The organism is Ewingella sp. C233, assembly GCF_055407225.1.
This window is the reverse complement of the sequence record NZ_JBUZRI010000001.1, coordinates 970,071-990,830: the sequence shown is the minus strand read 5'-3', so window position 1 is coordinate 990,830 and position 20,760 is coordinate 970,071. Positions and strand designations below refer to the sequence as shown.

Sequence of the window (20,760 nt, the reverse complement as noted above, 5' to 3'; positions counted from 1 at the left end):
AGGGAACTTTTCACACTTGCTGAGAAAGCTTTGGCCTGTTTGAAATAAATCCTTATAATTGGCGGCCCGGAAATGTGATTAGTTACACATCTTGATTCACTCTCAGGCCCGTGTGTACCTACAATAGTCATCCGGCTGTTTAACGCCGGGGGAACAACCTGACAACAACTGCCTGTGTGGCAATAACAATAACCAACGAAAATATGAAAATGAGCATTCGCGCGATCCTTACTATGGTTTTGGCAGTTGCTGCGTACAGCCAGGCAGCTTTTGCCGTGGTCTATCCTCTCCCGGCCAATAATGGTCGGCTGATCGGGGAGAACATCACCGTCACCGTTCCAGAAAACAGCAAATTACCGCTGGAAAGTTATGCTGCACAGTTCCAGATGGGCCTGAGCAATATGCTTGAAGCTAACCCGGGCGTGGATCCTTTCCTGCCAACACCGGGCACCGTGCTGACTATTCCACATCAGCTGATCCTGCCAGACACCCCACATGAAGGCATTGTTATCAATAGTGCTGAAATGCGTCTGTATTACTACCCGAAAGGCAGCAATACTGTAGTGGTTCTGCCAATCGGTATCGGCGAACTGGGCAAAGACACCCCACTGAACTGGGTGACCACTATCCAGCGTAAGAAAGCCGGTCCGACCTGGACTCCAACTGCCAAAATGCATGAAGAATATGCAGCACGCGGAGAGTTCCTGCCAGCCGTCTTCCCTGCTGGTCCAGATAACCCGATGGGCCTGTATGCACTCTACGTTGGCCGCCTGTATGCCGTTCACGGTACCAACGCCAACTTTGGTATTGGTCTGCGTGTGAGCCACGGTTGTGTGCGTCTGCGTGATGCTGACATCAAATGGCTGTACGACAACGTGCCGCAGGGCACCCGCGTGCAGTTCATCAACGAGCCGGTGAAAGCCACCGTTGAGCAAGGCGGCAAGCGTTATGTGGAGATCCACAACCCGCTGTCTGCTAACCAGCAAGAGTTTGACTCTCAGGAGCCAATCCCTGTTTCCCTGACCGGTAACGTCGGTGCTGTCGCTATGGACCCAAGCGTGAACCAGACCATCGTTCAGCGCGCCATCGAACTGCGTTCAGGAATGCCAACGCTGATTAATTAATTTCAGCTTCAGCAGCATCAGAAAGCTCCTCACATGAGGGGCTTTTTTTATGCCTGAGATCCGGCTTTTTGCATTAAATGTCACATGTCATAAAAACGTCACGCCACTGACTTAAGCTCCCATGTAACAAAGTAAGACAAGTTGTATCTCTTCTTATCTGACGTTTCATTACACGGAGTTTTCTTTATGCATCAGCCTGTATCTCTTGTCGCCCGTGCGGTTGTCGCCGCTCTGCTGTTCACCTCTGCTCAGGCCGCACTGGCTGAAGCCTCCCTGACCTCCCGCGCCGCTGTGGGCGACATCACCGAGCAAGGAGGTGCACGTCGCCTGATCGGTGATCAGACCGAGGCCCTGAAAGCCTCGCTTTCCAATAAGACAGTGAAAAACGTGATCCTGCTGATTGGCGACGGCATGGGCGACTCTGAAATCACCTCGGCGCGTAACTATGCGGAAGGTGCGGGCGGTTATTTCAAAGGCATCGATGCGCTGCCGCTGACCGGTCAGTACACCCACTATTCGCTCGACAAAAAAACCCATAAACCGAACTACGTCACCGACTCCGCCGCTTCGGCGACCGCCTGGTCAACCGGTGTCAAAAGTTACAACGGTGCCCTGGGCGTTGACGTCAACGGCAAAGACCACGCAACCTTGCTGGAGCTGGCTAAAGCGGCCGGTTTTGCCACCGGTAACGTCTCTACCGCCGAATTGCAGGATGCCACGCCGGCAGCACAAATCTCTCACGTGACGTCACGTAAATGTTACGGTCCGGAAGAAACCAGTGAAAAATGCCCGACGAACGCGCTGGAGAATGGCGGTCGTGGATCGATCACTGAGCAACTGCTGAAAACCCGTGCGGACGTCACCCTCGGCGGCGGCGCGAAATCCTTCACTCAGTTAGCTAAAAGCGGCGAATTTCAGGGGAAATCACTGAAGGCTCAAGCTACTGCACAGGGTTATCAATGGGTAGAAAATGCGGATGAACTGAACGCTATTACCCTGGCCAATCAATCTAAACCACTGTTGGGTCTGTTTTCTGCGGGCAATATGCCGGTGCGCTGGAGTGGCCCGAAAGCCAGCTATCACGGGAATATTGATAAGCCTGCTGTGACCTGTGAAGCCAATCCGCAGCGTACCGGCGACATTCCAACGCTGGCGGCGATGACCGAAAAAGCCATCGATTTGCTGAAAACTCAGCCGAACGGATTCTTCCTGCAAGTGGAAGGCGCGTCGATTGATAAACAGGATCACGCAGCCAACCCGTGCGGTCAGTTTGGTGAAACGGTCGATCTCGACGAAGCGGTGCAAAAAGCCCTCGAGTTTGCCCGTAAGGAGGGTAATACGCTGGTGATTGTGACGGCTGACCACGCCCATTCCAGCCAGATCATTGAGGCAGATGCTAAAGCACCGGGGCTGACCCAAACGCTCACCACAAAAGATGGTGCGCCGATGACCATCAGCTATGGCAACTCTGAAGAGGATTCACAGGGCCATACCGGTACACAGTTGCGCATCGCCGCTTATGGTCCGCACGCAGCCAACGTTGTGGGGCTGACAGATCAGACTGACCTGTTCTTCACCATTAAAAATGCGATGGCAATTAAATAATCATTCCCCTTTATTTTCTCCCTTCACTATTTCGGCTCACGGGCCGGAATAGTGAACATATTAACTTCACTGACTTATGCTGCATCCCCTTTGATTCATGGTTTCCGCTAAGCGATTACGGTATAGTTTCGCCCGCTGCGGCAAAATCCGCAGCCGGGATTTGCACCCTGGATAACACAACGTCGATATATAGATTACTTTTATATATTGAAGCCTTGGCACACCTTTTGTTTGTTACTCGTTCACGTAATAAGCAACTGCTCTATGGTGGCTCAGGCGGGGCAGCCTTCGGGCTGGCCGGTGATCCGTTGTGGCCGGTAGTGCAAACTCCGTCTGGGCTACCACCCAAGAGATTTGCACCTCTAAGTGGTAGCGGAATTCGTTTTGCAACGGAGAATGCGAATGTCTATCACCAAACTGGAAGTAAAAAAAACCCGTAAAGTAAAAACCTCACCTTTGGACAAGCGCCCGGCTCAGAATTGGCACCCGGCAGATATTATTGCGGCGTTACACAAAAACGGCACCACGCTGGCCGCGTTATCACGCAACTCTGGTCTGTGTTCATCAACCCTGGCCAATACCCTTTCCCGCCCCTGGCCTAAGGGGGAACTGTTGATAGCGCAAGCCCTTGGTACTGTCCCGTCTGAAATCTGGCCGCAGCGCTACTTCACTGAAAATGGACAGCCGATCGTCAAAATCATGAGGAACAGAACCAAAGTCTGAGGCTAAACTCTGGCGGTGTAAGGAACAGAAAGTACTTTGTTCCTTTGTTGTCACCGCCTTATTGATGCCAGTACTCACCTCAACTGTTATACGCTTTATTCATTATACTGTTACTGTTATACAACAAGGCCTCCGTGTTTAAATTCACTCCTCGCAAAAACCCAACGTGACCTGACCTTTCTTCGAGAATTCACCTGCAAATCTCATCGCGCGCCTTTACCTGCCTGCGCCTATGCTGAAAGAGTCATTCCACAAAAACAGAGGTTGTTATGTTTGGTCTGGATGCACTCGAACTGGCCCGGATCCAGTTTGCTTTCACCGTGTCGTTTCACATCATTTTTCCCGCCATCACTATCGGACTCGCCAGTTTTCTTGCGGTCCTGGAAGGCATGTGGCTAAAAACCAAAAAAGAGGAATACCGCGACCTCTATCATTTCTGGTCGAAAATTTTCGCCGTCAACTTTGGAATGGGCGTGGTATCAGGGCTGGTCATGGCGTACCAGTTTGGCACCAACTGGAGTTTCTTCTCCTCGTTCGCGGGCAGCATTACCGGCCCGTTACTCACTTATGAAGTCCTGACAGCGTTCTTCCTCGAAGCAGGGTTTCTCGGCGTGATGCTGTTTGGCTGGAACCGCGTTGGCCCCGGTCTGCACTTCTTTGCCTCCTGTATGGTGGCGCTCGGCACGCTGATGTCCACCTTCTGGATCTTAGCCTCGAACAGCTGGATGCAAACCCCGCAGGGCTTTGAGATCGTCAATAATCAGGTCGTGCCGGTTGACTGGCTGAAAGTCATCTTCAACCCGTCATTCCCTTACCGCTTATTGCACATGACCACCGCCGCCTTCCTCTCTTCCGCTTTCTTTGTCGGCGCGTCGGCCTCCTGGCATCTGCTCAAAGGCCGCGATACTCCGGCGATGCGCACAATGTTGTCGATGGCGATGTGGATGGCGCTGATTGTCGCGCCCATTCAGGCCGGTATCGGTGATGCGCATGGCCTGAATACCCTGAAGTATCAGCCCGCAAAAATAGCCGCGATTGAAGGCCACTGGGAAAATAAGAACAGTGGGCCGTCGCCTCTGGTGCTGATTGGCTATCCGGACATGAACCGCGAAGAGACACGCTACGCGCTGGAAATTCCGTGGCTCGGCAGCCTGATCCTGACCCACAGTCTGGACCAGCAAATTCCGGCGCTGAAATCGTTCGCCAAGGAGGACCGGCCGAATTCCACCATCATTTTCTTCACCTTCCGCATCATGGTAGGACTGGGTTTACTGATGATTCTTGCAGGCGTCTGGAGCCTTTGGCTGCGCCATCGCGGCACCTTGTACCGCTCGCGCACCTTCCTGCATTTCATCTTCTGGATGGGTCCGTCAGGTTTGCTGGCGCTGCTGGCGGGCTGGTTTACGACAGAAATTGGCCGTCAGCCTTGGGTGGTGTATGGCCTGCTGCGCACCAAAGACGCGGTGTCGGGGCACGGCGAAATGCAGATGAGCATTAGCCTGCTGCTGTTTATCCTGATTTACTGCTCGGTGTTTGGCGTCGGTTATCTGTACATGATGCGTCTGATCCGCAAAGGGCCGGTCGCTCATGAAGGTCTCGAAACCAACCACGGCGGACCAGGGCAACACCGCACACCGGCGCGTCCGCTTTCTGCGGCGCAGGAATCGCTGAATGATGCTGTTAGAGGGACTGACAATGAACGTTGATCTTCCGCTGATCTGGTTTTTAATCATCGTCTTTGGCGTGATGATGTACGTGGTGATGGACGGCTTCGACTTAGGCATCGGCATTCTCTTCCCGCTGGTGAAAGCCGAACATGAGCGCGACGTGATGATGAACACCGTGGCGCCGGTCTGGGACGGCAACGAAACGTGGCTGGTGCTCGGCGGTGCGGCGCTGTTTGGCGCGTTCCCGCTGGCCTATGCCGTGATCCTCGATGCGCTGGCGATCCCGCTGACGCTGATGCTGTTCGGGTTGATTTTTCGCGGCGTGGCTTTTGAATTTCGTTTCAAAGCCAGCGCCGAAAAGCGCCATGTCTGGGACAAAGCCTTTATCTGGGGATCGCTGTTTGCCACCTTCAGTCAGGGCGTGGTGCTGGGGGCGGTGATAAACGGCATTCCGGTGGTTAACCGTGCCTATGCGGGCGGCGCGCTGGACTGGCTGACGCCGTTTACGCTGTTTTGCGGCGTCGGCCTGGTGGTGGCCTATGCCCTGCTCGGCTGTACATGGCTTATCATGAAAACTGAAGGCCCGTTGCAGGAGAATATGCAAAGCCGGGTGAAACCGCTGCTGCTGGTTTTCCTGCTGGTGATGGCCACCATCAGCCTGTGGACGCCGCTGGCGCACCCGGAAATTGCTGACCGCTGGTTCACCCTGCCGAGTATTCTCTGGTTCCTGCCGGTCCCTGTGCTGGTGCTGCTGGTGTCGCTGTGGATGTTGCGTACCGTGAACAAAAAATCACATCATGCGCCGTTCCTGCTGACGCTGGCGCTGATTTTCCTCGGCTACAGCGGGCTTGGCATCAGCCTCTGGCCGAACATCATTCCGCCGTCCGTGACGCTGTGGGAAGCTGCCGCACCGCCGCAAAGCCTGAGCTTTATGCTGGTCGGGGCACTGATCATTATTCCGATCATTCTGGTCTACACCTTCTGGAGCTACTACGTGTTCCGCGGAAAAGTGACCCACGATCAGGGCTACCATTGAGGTGATGATGAAAAAGTTAATCAAAGAAATGGATGATGAAACCGTGATCCATCAGCCGTGGTGGAAACGCGTCGCCTGGCTGGCCATGATCTGGGGCGGCAGCGTGCTGGCGCTGTTTGTGGTGGCGTCGGTGTTCAGATTATTGATGACAGTGGCGGGTATGCGGGGTCACTAAACAAAACGGGCGCAGAGGATATCAGCCGCTGCGCCCGATGAAACACCGCGAATCAGCGGTTACTTAACAATATTATTGAGTAAATCATCCAGCCGGTCATCGTCAATGCCCGCAGGTTCGAGATGCGCCGTGACGTCTGCGGAATTGAACAGCAAGCTGACAGCCACTTCGGCGGCATCGCCGATATCGTGCCCGACATCAACCGACAGATTGCCGTCAACTTCCACATGGAAATCCACAAACACGCGGTCTCCGCCGTTGCGGGTACGCACGTCATGCACACCGCTGACGCCCGGCACGCTAAGTACGGCGGCTTTGATGCGTTTGCGGTCTTCAATATCCAGTTCACGATCCAGCAGTTGCTTGAGGGCATCACCCGCCATCCCGCGTGCGTTCCAGACCATATAGAACGAAATCAGCAGTGCGCCGATGGAATCAGAGCGGGTCCAGCCAAAGTGACTTTCCAGCACCAGTGCCACCAACACCGCCACGTTAACAGCCACATCCGTAATGTAATGCGCACGGTCGGCAGCAATCGCCGTGGAACCGGTGCGTTTCACCACGTAGGTTTGCATCAATACCAGACAGACTGCCGCGCAGCAACTGCCGATGATCACCCAGATACCCAGACCCAACTGCGCCAGCGGCTGCGGATTGATAATACGGCTGATGGATTCACCGCCCAGCACCAGACCGGCAGCGCCGAGTAACAGTGCCTGCACAAACGCCGCCACGGCTTCGGCTTTGCCGTGCCCGTAACGGTGCCCTTTATCGGCCGGGCGTCCGGCGTAGCGCACGCCAATCAGCGTTACCAACGAAGCCAGCACGTCGACCAGACCGTCAGCGGCTGACGTCAGCATGGCAATCGATCCGGTGGCAATCCAGGCCCAGACTTTAATGAAGACCAGCACCAGCGCCACGCACACTGAAATCAGTGAAGCAACGCGCGTCAGACCTCTATACGGGATAGGACGGCTCATGAAGCGGCCCGGGAAATAACAGCTAGTTGAGAATTTTTCACACGTGGTTCCTGATACAAAATTCGGCTTTATTGAAAGTCACAATGTCTAAACTAAAATGAGGGCGGGCATTATACCCGTTTCTGCATTTTTCGGAGCATACCTATAGTGTGGATCTTCGTGCCCTCAGTGTACTAACTTGACGCTTATTTACTTGCTTTTACATCAATACAATCTAGGTTAAAACGAGAATAATGAGATTTCTCGTTCAGGCATTATGCCGATAACCAGATGAGTATTATGACCACTAATAAAAATGACGCCAGCCGCCACGACGATGCATCGTCCACCCACGCACAAACTGAACTCGATTCCAGCCAGGTAAAATCCGGTGAAGGACACCAATCCTCCTCGCCCGGCGACGAAGAGAGAGATACGCGTTCGTCTAAAAAGGAAAAAGAGCAGGACGCTCAGGAAGAGGACAAAGACGACAGCCAGGATGAGGGCGAAAAGCGCAAAGGTCCCGGCAAAAAGCCCCTGATTATCCTCGGTATTGTGGTGATTGTGATGGCCATTGTGGCATTGGTCTGGTGGCTAATGACCAAAGATCAAATCACCACCGATGATGCTTTTACCGATGGTGACGCTGTCACTATTGCGCCAAAAATCTCCGGTTATGTCACGAATCTGGCGGTAAAAGATAATCAGTTGGTGAAGCAAGGTCAGCTGTTGGTGCAGATTGATCCGCGTGATGCCACCGCGCAGCGCGATCAGGCGCAGGCACAGCTTGGCGTTGCCATTTCCCAACTGCATCAGGCACAGGTGCAGTATGACCTGTCGAAAGTCCAGTATCCGGCGCAGCTTGCGCAGGCCGAGGCGCAACAAGCGCGGGCTGAGGCAAGTTTGCTGAACGCCACGGCGGATTACCGCCGTCAGCACGGTGTCGATCCACGTGCAACATCCCAACAGAATATTGACAGTGCCAGCGCACAGCTGCGTTCTGCTAAAGCCGATCTGGAAAATGCTAAGGCGCAGGTGCAGGTTGCCGCGCAAGTCGGGTTGCAGATCCGTCAGGCCGAAACCAACGTCGAAGCGCGCCAACAACAGGTTGAGCAGGCGAAAGCCCAGCTGGAGACCGCGTCGCTGAACCTCTCCTATGCTGACGTACGCGCACCGTATGATGGTTATGTCACCATGCGTAACGTGCAGCTGGGTACGCTGGTACAGGCCGGTTCGTCGCTGTTCTCTATCGTTTCGCCGAATATCTGGATCGTCGCTAACCTCAAAGAGTCACAGTTAGAACGTATGCGTCCGGGCAATAAAGTGCTGGTGAAGATTGACGCCTATCCGGACCTCAAACTGCACGGCCACGTTGACAGCGTGCAGCAGGGCACGGGTTCGCGCTTCTCTGCCTTCCCGGCGGAAAACGCCACCGGTAACTATGTGAAGATTGTTCAGCGCGTGCCGGTGAAAATTGTTATCGACAGCGGGCTGGATCCGAACCAGCCGCTGCCGCTCGGCCTGTCTGTTGACCCGACGGTTACCGTCGAATGAGTGAAGACCACAGCAGCTGGAAACCCGCCAGTAACCCGTGGGCGGTGGCGGCCGTTGTGACCATTGCGGTGTTCATGGAAATTCTGGACACCACGATCGTCAACGTAGCGCTGCCGCACGTCGCCGGCTCTCTCTCCTCCAGCTACGATGAATCCACCTGGGTGCTGACATCCTATCTGGTAGCGAACGGCATCGTTTTGCCGATCTCCGCATTTCTGAGCAGGATGCTTGGCCGTAAAAACTATTTCCTGATTTGTATCGCGATGTTCACCGTCTGCTCTTTCCTGTGCGGCATCGCCACCGAACTGTGGCAGATGATTCTGTTTCGCATTTTGCAGGGCTTCTTCGGCGGCGGTTTGCAGCCGGTGCAACAGTCGGTACTGCTGGATTACTTCAAACCCAAAGATCGCGGCAAAGCTTTCGGCCTCTCCTCGATTGCCATTATCGTCGCGCCGGTTATCGGCCCGACCCTCGGCGGTTACATTACCGATAACGTGAGCTGGCGCTGGATTTTCTTTATCAATATTCCGGTCGGCATTATCGCCCTGCTGGCGATTTACCAGCTGCTGGAAGATCCTCCATGGGAGCGCAAAGCCAAAGGTAAATTGAGCGTCGATTACATCGGCATCGGGCTGATTGCACTGGGACTCGGCTGTTTGCAGGTGATGATGGACCGCGGCGAAGATGAAAACTGGTTCAACTCGGCCTTTATCGTCACCTTTGCCCTGCTGGCGATCACGGGGATTGTCGGTGCGGTTTACTGGCTGCTGTACGCCAAAAAGCCGGTGGTGGATTTACGCTGCCTGAAAGACCGTAACTTTGCCGTTGCCGGCCTGCTGATGGCAGGCATGGCGATGATTCTCTACGGCAGTTCGGTAGTGATACCGCAACTGGCGCAGCAACAGCTCGGTTATACCGCTACGCTCTCGGGGCTGGTGATGTCGCCGGGGGCGATTCTGATCGTGCTGTCGATCCCTCTGGTGCTCAAACTGATGCCTATCGTGCAGACACGTTACATCATCGCCTTTGGCTTCTTCCTGCTGGCCGCGTCGTTTATTTACTCCGGCAGGCTGACACCGAACGTCGATTTCGTCACGCTGGTGATGTACCGCAGCGCACAGTCACTGGGGCTCGGTTTCCTGTTCGTGCCGCTGACCACCATCGCCTTTGTGACCATTCCGCAGCGTCTGAATGCCGATGCTGCCGCGCTGTTTACCATGTTCCGTAACGTCGCCGGATCGATTGGTATTTCGCTCTCTACCGCTGCGGTCACAGAGCGAACGCAGGCGCACAGCGCGCATATGGTGCACAACATGACGCCGCTCAATGAGCAGTTCAATCAGGCCGTCAGTCGCAGCGCCGCCGCCGTGCGCGACTTCGCCAACGTCGTGGGTGACCCGGTGCAGATCGCCACCGCGCGCATGTATCAGGAGATGATTTCGCAATCGCGCATTCTGGCTTACATCGACGTATTCAGTTACTGCGCCATCGTCGCCGTTATTTTGATCCCCTTCTGTCTGCTGCTTTCGCCGGTTAAGAGCGAAGGCAACGCCGGAGCACACTGATAAAAATGAAAACTCTGACATTAACGCTTTCCGCGCTGACCCTGGCCCTGGCCGGTTGTTCGGTCGGCCCTGATTACCAGCAGCCGAAACCCACAACCCCGGCGGTCTTTAACGACATGAGCCGCCCGCAGGTGCAGGAGGGCGCGTCTATCGCCCTGCCCTCGGAGCCAAATCCGGTATGGTGGAAGGCCTTTAAGGATCCGCAACTCGACAGCCTGATTGACCGCGCCATTGCCGGTAATATCTCGTTGCAACAGGCGGTGCTGCGCATTGCCGGTGCCCGTGAGCAGGTTACACAGGCGCGCGGCGCATGGATGCCGTCGGTGCAGGCCAATACCAAATTCACGCGTCAGCAATTGGGGCTGAAGGGCGAATTCGAATCTTCGGGTGTTGAGGGACAGGCTGAAGATCTCAGCCCGGAAGTCTCACAGGCAATTGACGCCGCCACCGGACCGGTGAATCTGTATCAGGGCAGTTTCGACGCCAGTTGGGAGCTTGACCTGTTCGGCGGCACGCGCCGTCAGGTCGAAGCTGCCAACGCCCAGCAGCAATCATCCCTTGAACAGCGTAACGATGCGCTGGTGTCATTGCAGGCCGAAGTGGCGCGCGCCTACCTGCAACTGCGCGGCGCACAAAGCATCACGGCGGCCATTCAAACGCAGATTGATGTCGCGCAGCAGACTCTGGAACTGACGCAAAGTCAGCAGAAAAACGGTCTTGCGCCACAGATGGATGTAGAAAACGCCCGCGCTCAGTTGGGCTCACTGCGCGCCCAGTTGCCGCAATATCAGGCACAGGAACGTCAGGCGATGAACGGGCTGGCGGTACTGCTTGGTCAGGCTCCGGGAACGCTGGACGGTGAACTGACGCCCGTCAAACCGATGCCCGCCTTGCCTGCCGCCGTGCCCGTGGGTGTCCCGTCTCAGTTGGCGCGCCGTCGCCCGGACGTGCGCAAGGCGGAAGCCGATCTCCATGCTGCAACGGCTAACATCGGCGTATCCGTGGCGCAGATGTTCCCGAGTATTTCGCTTACCGGCCAGTTCGGGATGCGTAACACCGACGCCAGCTATCTCGACAACTGGAGCAGCAATTTCTACTCCTTCGGCCCGTCGATCACGCTACCTATTTTCCAGGGCGGACGGCTGGTCTCCAGCGTGCACCTCTCCCGCGCGCAACAGGCCAATGCCGCACTGAATTACCGCCAGACGGTGCTGACCGCCTTACAGGATGTCGATAACGCGCTGGTCAATTACCGCACCGATCAGGACCGCGTCACCGGTCTTGATCAAACCACCGCTGCACTGCAAACCACCTTTGAGCTGGCGACCGACAGCTACAGCAAAGGGCTCTCCTCATTTATCAACGTGCTGGATGCCCAGCGCCAGCTGGCACAGGCAAAGCAGCAATCCGCCGCCGCCAAAGTGCAGACCAGCACCGATCTGGTTTCGCTGTACAAAGCCCTCGGCGGCGGCTGGGAGCCATATCAGAACGTGAAATTGCCGACCTATACGGTGTTTGGCCCGGCTGCAACGCCGGATGTTCGCGTGCAGACGGTCGCGCCCGTCAATTAATGTGAAGAGATAAAATCTGAAGGTGTCGCGGGGGCAGGCAGCGAGAAATCCTGCCTCATGCGCACCACTTCATTGACCGGCGTCTGACCAAACAGGCGCTTAAACTCGCGGCTGAATTGCGACACGCTTTCATATCCCACCTGCGCACTGGCTGCCGAGGCGGTCAGGTTATTACGCAGCATCAATAATCTGGCCTGATGTAATCGCGTTGATTTGAGATATTGCATCGGCGAGGTGTCAGTAACCGTTTTGAAATGGCTGTGGAATGTCGCCTGACTCATCCCTGCTTCCTGCGCCAGCGCGTTCACATCAAGATGTGTAGCGTACTCCGCGTGCAACTTCCTCAGCGCTCTGGCCACTTTACCGAATTGCCCCTGCATGGCCAGCGCACTGCGTAAGGTGGCCCCCTGCGGGCCGGTAAGCACGCGGTAATAGAGTTCGCGCACCATCGCCGGTCCGAGGATCTCCGCCTCCTGCGGCGAGCGCATAAGTTGTAAAAAACGCAGCACCGAGTGCTGCATTGGCCCATCCATCAGGCTTGACACCATACTTCGCGGCGGTTCCGTCACCGGCCATTCAACAGCATCGAGCTGCAACATCAGCCCGGCCGCTATGCTGAAATCGAGGCGCAGATAAATCGCCAGCATCGGCTCGGCGGCGCTGGCGTCCGTTTCCATTGTGAACGGCACCGGTACCGCGACCATCAGATAATGCTGCGCATCATACAAATAGACATCATGCCCGAGATAACCCCGCTTGCGGCCCTGCACCACAATCACAATGCCCGGCTCATACAATACCGGCGTGCGCAGCAGCGGGCGGTTAGATCGCAGAAAGCGCACGTCCGCCAGCGACGTCAGGTTATAGCCTTCGAGCGGAGTCATTGCGTCGAGCAGTTCCACCATTTGGGCAGTGACCGCGACATCGGAAGTGTTCATGGGATCCTGAAAATCATGCCGGATAATGACGAAAGTGTGGCACTTCTCATAACGGCAGTCCAGCCTGCTCAGAGGAATAGGCAAACATCAGCGAGGATCGGACCTACGCTTTACCGCCGGTCCGCTCTATGCTTTCAGTCCACATTAGTGAGGAGAACATCATGAGCCCATCCAAATTACTCTTTATCACCGGCGTCAGCAGCGGATTTGGCCGCGCACTGGCAGAAGAAGCACTGAAAGCCGGTCACCGCGTTGTCGGCACTGTGCGTATCCCGCAGGCAAAAGAGGCATTCGAAGCGCTGGATCCGGGTCGCTGTTTTGGCCGTATTCTGGATGTATCTGACTTTGCAGCGATCGCCCCGCTGGCAGATGAAGTTGAGCGGGAGTTCGGTCCGGTTGACGTGCTGGTGAATAACGCCGGTTACGGACATGAAGGTATTATGGAAGAGTCACCCCTGAGCGCTATCCTGCATCAGTTCGACGTCAACGTATTTGGTGCGGTGGCGGTGATTAAAGCCTTTCTGCCCTATTTCCGCGCGCGCCGCGCCGGGCATATTCTCAACGTGACCTCTATGGGTGGCTTCATTACCTTGCCGGGAATCAGCTACTATCACGGCAGTAAATTCGCGTTGCAGGGCATTTCTGAATCCCTGACTAAAGAACTTAAGCCGTTTAATATTGCCGTTACTGCCGTTCAGCCGGGCTCATTTCGTACCGACTGGGCAGGCCGTTCGATGGTGCGATCACCGCGCACCATCAGTGACTATGACGCCAGCTTTGGGCCGGTGCGTGAAACGCGGGAAAAACGTAGCGGGCATCAGCCGGGTGACCCGGTGAAAGCCGCCAAAGCCATACTGACGCTGATTCACAGCGACAATCCGCCTGCCTTCCTGCTGCTTGGCAGCGATGCTGTCTCGCTGGTGCGCGATAAGCTTAAACAGATGACTGCCGATATCGATGCATGGGAAGAGGTCAGCCGTTCTACTGAGGGTTAATTCCTTTTCTCGTCCTTCTCCGACCGCCGCCCGGCGGTCATTTTCCTCCCGCGGTTACCGCTTGTGATCTTTTTAAGACTTCCTGCCAGCGCTTTTTTCCCTGACTAGGCTATTCTGTTCAGACACCGAAATACTCCCGCCCTCTGCGGGAGGTTTCTCCTGAATTAACAAGCGGGTAAAAACATGAACGCTATTGCAAAAGAAGATAAAAAACCCAGTTGTGATTCCGTGGTAAACAGCGTGGCTTACCGCGATGGAAAACGTCTGCAGGATGTCACTACCGAGGACATCAGCGAAGTATTGAAAGAACCCGGCACCTTTGTCTGGCTGGGGTTATGGCAGCCGGAAGACAGCCTGATGCGCACCATTCAAGAGGAGTTCGGCCTGCATGATCTGGCGATTGAAGATGCACTTACCGCCCATCAGCGCCCAAAAATCGAGCAGTATGGCGATTCCCTGTTTATCGTTATTCACACCGCCCAGTTGGTGGATGACAAAATCGAATACGGCGAAACCCATCTGTTTGTCGGCAAAAATTTTCTGGTCACCGTGCGTCATGGTGCGTCTTCGAGCTATAAACATATCCGCGCCCATGCTGAAGAGTGCCCGGCGATGTTAGCCAAAGGCCCGGCTTACGCCCTGTACTGCGTGCTGGATCTGGTGGTGGATAATTATCTGGCGATCATCGCCGAGTACACCAAGCAGTTTGATCACATCGAACAGAAGATGTTCCAGTCAGATTTTGATCAGGATGCGGTGCAGGAAGTGTACAAGCTGCGCCGTCAGCTATTGTCACTGCGCAACGCCGCCGTGCCTGCGGAAGATATTTGTAACCAGCTCAGCCATCACTATGAAGACTTGATCCCGAAAAGCCTGCGGGCGTACATCCGCGACGTGCAGGACCACGCCCATCAGGTGATCACCGTAACCGACGACATGCGCGAAATGCTGGCTAACGCTATGCACGTCAATCTGGCTTTGGTGTCCGTGCATCAAAACGAAGTAGTCCAGCGCCTCGCCGGCTGGGGTGCCATCCTCGCTATTCCTACCGTAGTATTCAGCCTCTACGGGATGAACTTCAAGAATATGCCCGAGCTGAATGATGCATTTGGCTATCCGATCACGGTGGGTGTCACTGTCGTGGGATGTGTACTGTTGTACTGGAAGTTGAAGAAATCAGGATGGTTATAAGTCGTTTTCAGCTTTTGGAAAGCTGAGGTAATTTTTTTTAATTTCAAATTAAAATTCAAGACCTTGGGCTGCCGCCCAAACCCGCCCAAAAGGAGGCGTAAATGCGCCTCCTCTTGGAACTCCTGCGTTTTTATATGCGGCTCCTCCAGCTGCGCTGGTCACAATGGCCGTGTTTCAGGTGCCATTGTGACAGCCGCAAAATGTCGCCGCGTTGCGGTGCCTTCGCTGCGGGTTTCGAGCCCAAGGTCTCGAATCCCGAAATACGGGGACGGCGAAGCCGTGACATTTTGCGCCTCACTCGGAAGTGACGAGACATGTCCTTCGTCCCAGCGATAGCGCGCAGTTAAAAAACGCAGGATTCCAAAGGAGGTTCGTTTAAACCTCCTTTGGGCCAGTGTGGGCGGCGAGCCCACGATCTTGATTTTGATTTTGAAGTTGAATTTAAAAGCAGGTTTGGGCGGCAGCCCAAGGTATAGGCCTGCCGCCGAGGCGAAAACCCTACCGTTTTTCGACCGGTTGCTCCAACAACATGGTTTGAGTCTGGCTGAGGCTGATGTCCGCGGCCCGCAAGGCTTTGAGGATCTCATACAAAAGATCGCTCTTGGTGCCGCTGACCACACGCGGGCTGGCGACGTAGCCGGTGACGCTGAGCACAATCCCCGTCGGGCCGAGCTCTTTGAAACTGACCGACGGTGCCGGGGTGTCGAGGACGGCTTCGTGCAACTCGTAACACTGTAGCAGCAGCGAGCGCACCTGCTCAGGATCGATATCCAGCGGGAAAGTCAGCGCGATGGTGGCGACACCCTGCGCATTGCCCATCGTGGCGTTACGCACGTTCTGGGAAATGAACTGCGAGTTCGGCACGATCACCGTGGAACGGTCACTGAGCTGAATCTCCGTGGCGCGCACGTTGATGCGGCGGATATCCCCTTCCACCCCACTGATGGTCACGAGATCGCCTACCTTCACCGGGCGCTCCGTCAGCAAAATTAATCCGGAGATAAAATTCTTCACAATCTCCTGTAAGCCAAAACCGATACCGACCGAAAGCGCACTGACGATCCACGCCAGCCGGTTCCATTCGATCCCGAGCGTCGACAGCGTCAGCAGGATCACCAGCACATAACCCACGTTACTGAACAGCGTTACCAGCGAGGCGCGCATACCCCGGTCCATCATAGTTTTCGGCAAGAACTCTTTGTCCAGCCAGTGCTTAGCCGAACGCAGCACATACCAGCCAACCACCAGACAAAGGAAAGCATTCACCGCGTGGGCAGGAATAATATTCATGCTTTCCAGGCCTTTACCGCCCCAGATATCGACGACTTTACCAAGCAGTTCCAGCGGCGTGGTGGTTCCAAACGTCCCGTTGAGCAAGGCCAGGGCCGCAAACAGCACCAGCAGTGTTTTCCCTACCGCCGCAAACAACGTGGCCGCCAGCGACAGGTGGCGCTCATTCAGGCTGACTGTGCTTTTCAGCAACTTGCCGCTGTAGGTGGTAGGAGAAAAGAAGCTTTCACTGAAATCCACCACCAGATGGATCAGTAAATAAAGGCAGGTCAACACCAGCCCGACCCATACCAATTCGTAGGTCAGGAAACGTGCCAGCGGAATGTAGCCGATCACTAACGCAATGACGATAACCACAGCGGTAATGGTTATTGCTATTTGAATCAGTCCGGCCAGCATCGAACGTGCTTCGGCCTGCTCACCCCGTGCGAGCAACTGGCGGCGTACTTTGTGAACCCGCATAGGCGCGATAAGGCAGCTCATGGCAACCAGCAGCGCGGAAAGACCGTTGCCAAGTATGGTTAAGGCCACGCTGGAGTCAATCAGCCCGTTCAGCACTTCGACAATGCCAAAAATAAAGATAAAGGCCGCAAGGGTTATCGGGAATGAGGCCAGCTTTTTAGCGATAGGATCTGCCATTGCCGGAAGACGCCACGACGGATGCCGGTTCGACAACAGCGCCGAGCCCAGACCGGCAATCAGTGCAGAGAATACTGCCAGCACGGTGATGGAGTTGGCCAGATCCAGCAATAGCCCTGAGGTGTCGGGCAGGCGCACGAAAAATTGACAGAACAGCGTGGCGCTCAGCCACTGTGAAACCACGATGATAAGCGTAGCAATACTGGCCAGCAGGCTGCGCCGTAAACGCCCTCCCGGCAACCAGCGTGGCAGCATCCATGCCAGCGGCCGGTCAAGCGCCCGGCGGCCAAACAGGCCGATCGCTAACGCCAGTAACAGATAGATCGCCGAACCAAACCGGTATTCCGGCTGCCATGCCTGATCCCACGCATCTTTGACCTGCGAACTGAAATCATCAAAACGGGCGAGGTCATTTTCATTCGGGGAAAAGAGCGGCTTCCAGAACGTGGTACCCAGAATACTGCCGGAATTGAGGGCAATCTGCGTTTTCAGCGTTTCACGCCGCAGGCCCCGGATCTGCGCCGACAAGTTTTGCGCGCTGGTGCGGATGGCGTTGGCCTGATCAATCTGGGCATCGAGCAGCGTTTTGCTGGCGTTGAGTTTATTACGCTGGCGGATAACCTCCGGGGTTTCCGGTAACGCGCCGACCGCCGGTGCCGGGCCGAGTACATCGAGCTGAGCCTGAATCTGCGACCGCTGCGGCCCGAGAGCCATCACCAGCTTTTCCGCATCGTCGAACAGCCTCAGCGCATCGTCATTCAGCGCATTGAGTTTCTTCTCGGTTTTCGCCGTGGCGACCTGCTGTTTGGTGGTGTCGAGGCGTTTTTGCAGCGCGGTCAGCTCCGCCGGAGCGTTGATTTTAACCGGTAAAGCCGCGTCACCGTTGGCGGGGGGCGTTTGCGGCGCACTATTGTCTGCCGCCAGCACCGTGACCGGTCCCGCTAACAGCGAAAGCAGCAGTGCCCACATAACGGGCGCTTTAAAGAAAGTATGCATAAAAGAATGTATCCGAAACCCGGGGAATTATTATTTTTCAGTATGATTAGGATAGCGGTTTATTGGCGGGAAAAGATCAGGTTTTTTCTGTATTAGCGTGGAAGTCCTAAATAGGTCTCACGGTGGACATCCCCGGCGTACAAGTGCGACCGGGGATGGCTCAGACAGGAATTAGCCCTGTTTGCCCAGCATTAGACGTAATACCGGTGCAGATTCCTGCGGCGGCATGGCCAGAATACCGCTGTAGAGGGTGATCGAGATCTCACAGACCTTGGCGTGATCCACATTCGCAGCGCTTAAATCATTGAACATCTGCAACTGATCGCCGTATTTATCCTGCAATGCCTGACGAACCGGTGCCATCAGGGCTTTGGCTTTTTCGCCGCTGACCACGGTCGGCTGCGCCGTCTGGCCGCTACCGCTGGCCAGCAGTAAGGCGTTCATGGTATCGAGGTCTTTCTTAAACAGCTCAGGTGGCAGAACCTGCGCGGTGTTAACGCCGCCGTTGATCTGCGGATAGAGGAATTTAAAGCAGCTGCCGTCGTTGCGTGCCTGCAACGCCTGCATCTCTTCGAGGCTGACTTCCATCGCGGCAATCACATTGGCATCCGGCGCAGTATTCATGCGCTGAGAAAGCAGGTCAGACACCATCGGTTTGACCGTATCAATCGCTTCCTGTTGAGATTTCCCCTCTTTTTTCAGACGCAGAATATTGCTGCGGATCTGGCTATACAGGGCCGGTTCCTGCGCTTTAATCGTGCTGTAAATCGGTAGCGCAGAGAGCGCCTGGTCGATCTCCTGGGTCTGATCATCACCCGCCAAACGGGGCTTAATCACGCCTTCATACAGGAAATTCCCACCGAGGATCACCACCAGAAAAATAATAATGGCCGGCGTACGGCCAATTTTGCCTTTCTTGTACAGCGCCTTCAGCACGCCACCCAAAATGGCAGCAACCACGGCGGCAATAATTACATCATTCCAATTCATTCCCTGCTTCCTTTTAGTTTCCGATTTGTGCCACGGCATCGCGGCTGGCACCCGCGCGTGCTTCGCCATGAAGTTCACTCAGTTTGCCGGATCGCATTTCCAGCAAGCGGTCAGCATGCTCAAAGTAGTGATCATCATGACTGATTGCCAGCACGGTTTTACCCATTTCGCGCAGATGCGGCAAAAGTTCCCGATAGAACGTGCGGCGAAACTGAGGATCCTGATCGGCCGCCCACTCGTCAAGCAGTAAGAAATCACGCCCTTCACAGGCCGCCAGCAGCAGTGCCACGCGCTTGCGCTGCCCCTGCGACAGTTGCAGGTTGGTAACTCGCTGGCCGTCAAATTGTAGCTTGGCTTCCATGTTCAGGCGCAGTAACCAATCTTCCACCAGCTGCGGGTCCGGCGTACTCCCCTGTGGCCCCATCATCTGACCAAACAGATGAAAGTCCGTAAACACGGCCGAGAAGAGCTGGCGATATTGCTCCTGACTCTGTGCGGTAACCGGCACGCCGTCGAGCAGGATCTGGCCGGACAGCGGCTGATATAATCCGGTCAGCAACATCGCCATGGTTGATTTCCCGCTGCCGTTACCGCCAATGAGAAACACCAGTTCCCCGCGTTTGATGGTCAGATTCAGCGGCCCGACACCAAAGCCCTGCCCTTCTGTTTTGCCGCCATAGCTGAACGTCAGGTCACGCAATTCCAGTGTTTGCCAGTCCTGCGACGCAGGCGGCGCGGCAAACTCCGGCTGATAATCGCTGAGTTTCAGGGCGGTCAGTTTCGAGAAGGCGACCTGCGCACTGAGCAGGGTCGGCAGCGCGCCCACCGCCTGCAACAATGGCGTACGCAAAAACAGCAGCGTCAGGGAGTAAGTCGCGGCGACGTTGGTATCGGACCAGCCGAGCGTGTTCGCCATGAAAAAGACCAGACCGATGGCGCCGAGCATCATAATGTTCGACCAGTTAACCGCGCTGAGGTGGAAGGTGTCGGCACGCACAATGTGGTGGCGGTAATCCCCGGCGTTTTTCTGATACTCATCTTCATACAACAGGCGCGCCCGCTCACGGTTTAACGCCAGTTCTTTGCGCCCGTCGATCACCTTCTCGTAATCTTTTTGCAGGTTATCTTCCGCTTCGCGCACATGGGTCAGATGGCGGTAAACCCTTGAGACCAGCGTAAAACCGACCAGGATAGTGACCACCAGCCACACCACGGTGACCAGTAACATTTTCGGCGACAGCCACGCCAGATAGGCCGCCGAACCGAGCGTCAGGATGATCCCCTGTACCAGTTCCGGCAGACGCACAAAGGCCAGCGTGATCGCCCGCAGGTCGCTGCCGAGGCTCGCCAGCAGCTGCGCGTTCCCAATCTGTTCAATCCGTTCGATATTGGTGTCTAAAATGCGCTTAATAAACTGCCCGCGCAGGCGGTAGATAAAGTGGTGTCCCAGCGTGGTCAGCGCCAGCTGTGAGCCCAGCGTGACGACCATCAGCAGCATTAAGAAGCCGAGGAATTCCGGCAGGACCGCCAGTGAGGCATTGGTGGTCTCAATCAGCTTAAGGTTGATAAAGGCAATCAGCCCGATACCCAACGCCGCACTGAGCAGGCTCAGTGCCATCACCGCTAAAAACGGCCAGCGGTACTGCTTAAAAACAACGCGCAACAACTCCATGAGACTCTCACTTTCTTAAATCGTATTAATACAGAAACATCGTCTGCCCGCAGTGTAATGAGCAGCCGGT

At 55.5% G+C, this 20,760-nt stretch carries 16 protein-coding genes; 11 read left to right on the top strand and 5 right to left on the bottom strand.

The features are described 5' to 3' along the window. The first annotated feature begins 203 nt into the window (after positions 1 to 203). The 6 genes from ACZRKO_RS04550 (at position 204) to ACZRKO_RS04525 (ending at position 6,330) form a co-directional block, all read left to right on the top strand. Complete coding sequence (locus ACZRKO_RS04550; RefSeq protein WP_463736041.1) at positions 204 to 1,124, top strand: L,D-transpeptidase family protein; 921 nt, start codon at positions 204 to 206, stop codon at positions 1,122 to 1,124. Between the two features lie 186 nt (positions 1,125 to 1,310). Beyond that, positions 1,311 to 2,729 (top strand): alkaline phosphatase, encoded by a 1,419-nt coding sequence (gene phoA, locus ACZRKO_RS04545; RefSeq protein ID WP_463736040.1) that lies wholly within the window; start codon positions 1,311 to 1,313, stop codon positions 2,727 to 2,729. Positions 2,730 to 3,131: 402 nt separating this feature from the next. Then, complete coding sequence (locus ACZRKO_RS04540; protein ID WP_463736039.1) at positions 3,132 to 3,452, top strand: helix-turn-helix domain-containing protein; 321 nt, start codon at positions 3,132 to 3,134, stop codon at positions 3,450 to 3,452. 269 nt (positions 3,453 to 3,721) lie between these two features. Continuing rightward, positions 3,722 to 5,158 carry a cytochrome ubiquinol oxidase subunit I gene (locus tag ACZRKO_RS04535; RefSeq protein WP_463736038.1) on the top strand — a complete coding sequence of 479 codons (1,437 nt, stop codon included), beginning with the start codon at positions 3,722 to 3,724 and terminating at the stop codon, positions 5,156 to 5,158. Then, entirely contained in the window at positions 5,148 to 6,155 is a 1,008-nt protein-coding gene (gene cydB, locus ACZRKO_RS04530; protein ID WP_463737466.1) for a cytochrome d ubiquinol oxidase subunit II, read from the top strand. Before ACZRKO_RS04535 ends, cydB begins: the two co-directional genes overlap by 11 nt. A 28-nt stretch (positions 6,156 to 6,183) precedes the next feature. After that, positions 6,184 to 6,330, top strand: a complete 147-nt coding sequence (locus ACZRKO_RS04525) for a DUF2474 domain-containing protein (RefSeq protein WP_463737465.1) — start codon at positions 6,184 to 6,186, stop codon at positions 6,328 to 6,330. A 59-nt stretch (positions 6,331 to 6,389) separates the two neighbouring features. On the opposite strand, the gene ACZRKO_RS04520 is transcribed toward ACZRKO_RS04525, so the two are convergent. Then, a complete protein-coding gene (locus ACZRKO_RS04520) occupies positions 6,390 to 7,310 on the bottom strand; it encodes a cation diffusion facilitator family transporter (RefSeq protein WP_463736037.1) in 921 nt (306 codons plus the stop codon). A 279-nt stretch (positions 7,311 to 7,589) separates the two neighbouring features. Here ACZRKO_RS04520 and ACZRKO_RS04515 point away from each other — a divergent pair, with 279 nt between their 5' ends. From ACZRKO_RS04515 to ACZRKO_RS04505, 3 genes are read left to right on the top strand one after another with little or no spacing between them, the layout of a single operon-like run. Next, positions 7,590 to 8,843, top strand: coding sequence for an HlyD family secretion protein (locus ACZRKO_RS04515; protein ID WP_463736036.1), 1,254 nt, complete (start codon positions 7,590 to 7,592; stop codon positions 8,841 to 8,843). Continuing rightward, a complete protein-coding gene (locus tag ACZRKO_RS04510) occupies positions 8,840 to 10,408 on the top strand; it encodes a DHA2 family efflux MFS transporter permease subunit (protein WP_463736035.1) in 1,569 nt (522 codons plus the stop codon). Before ACZRKO_RS04515 ends, ACZRKO_RS04510 begins: the two co-directional genes overlap by 4 nt. A gap of 5 nt (positions 10,409 to 10,413) precedes the next feature. Further along, on the top strand, positions 10,414 to 11,979 hold the full coding sequence (locus ACZRKO_RS04505; RefSeq protein WP_463736034.1) for an efflux transporter outer membrane subunit: 1,566 nt from the start codon (positions 10,414 to 10,416) through the stop codon (positions 11,977 to 11,979). On the opposite strand, the gene ACZRKO_RS04500 is transcribed toward ACZRKO_RS04505, so the two are convergent. Beyond that, a complete protein-coding gene (locus tag ACZRKO_RS04500; RefSeq protein WP_463736033.1) occupies positions 11,976 to 12,917 on the bottom strand; it encodes an AraC family transcriptional regulator in 942 nt (313 codons plus the stop codon). The genes ACZRKO_RS04505 and ACZRKO_RS04500 overlap by 4 nt on opposite strands. Before the next feature lie 161 nt (positions 12,918 to 13,078). Here ACZRKO_RS04500 and ACZRKO_RS04495 point away from each other — a divergent pair, with 161 nt between their 5' ends. Together ACZRKO_RS04495 and corA are read left to right on the top strand one after the other, a co-directional pair. Further along, positions 13,079 to 13,912, top strand: coding sequence for an oxidoreductase (locus ACZRKO_RS04495; protein WP_463736032.1), 834 nt, complete (start codon positions 13,079 to 13,081; stop codon positions 13,910 to 13,912). 183 nt (positions 13,913 to 14,095) lie between these two features. Next, positions 14,096 to 15,103 carry a magnesium/cobalt transporter CorA gene (corA, locus tag ACZRKO_RS04490; protein ID WP_463736031.1) on the top strand — a complete coding sequence of 336 codons (1,008 nt, stop codon included), beginning with the start codon at positions 14,096 to 14,098 and terminating at the stop codon, positions 15,101 to 15,103. Between the two features lie 498 nt (positions 15,104 to 15,601). On the opposite strand, the gene ACZRKO_RS04485 is transcribed toward corA, so the two are convergent. From ACZRKO_RS04485 to ACZRKO_RS04475, 3 genes are all read right to left on the bottom strand, one after another. Further along, the gene (locus ACZRKO_RS04485; protein WP_463736030.1) at positions 15,602 to 18,028 is read right to left on the bottom strand and encodes a DUF3772 domain-containing protein; all 2,427 of its coding nucleotides are present in this window, start codon (positions 18,026 to 18,028) and stop codon (positions 15,602 to 15,604) included. Between the two features lie 171 nt (positions 18,029 to 18,199). Beyond that, a complete protein-coding gene (locus ACZRKO_RS04480; protein WP_463736029.1) occupies positions 18,200 to 19,018 on the bottom strand; it encodes a hypothetical protein in 819 nt (272 codons plus the stop codon). 13 nt (positions 19,019 to 19,031) lie between these two features. After that, the gene (locus tag ACZRKO_RS04475; RefSeq protein ID WP_463736028.1) at positions 19,032 to 20,690 is read right to left on the bottom strand and encodes a multidrug ABC transporter permease/ATP-binding protein; all 1,659 of its coding nucleotides are present in this window, start codon (positions 20,688 to 20,690) and stop codon (positions 19,032 to 19,034) included. Positions 20,691 to 20,760: the final 70 nt, after the last annotated feature.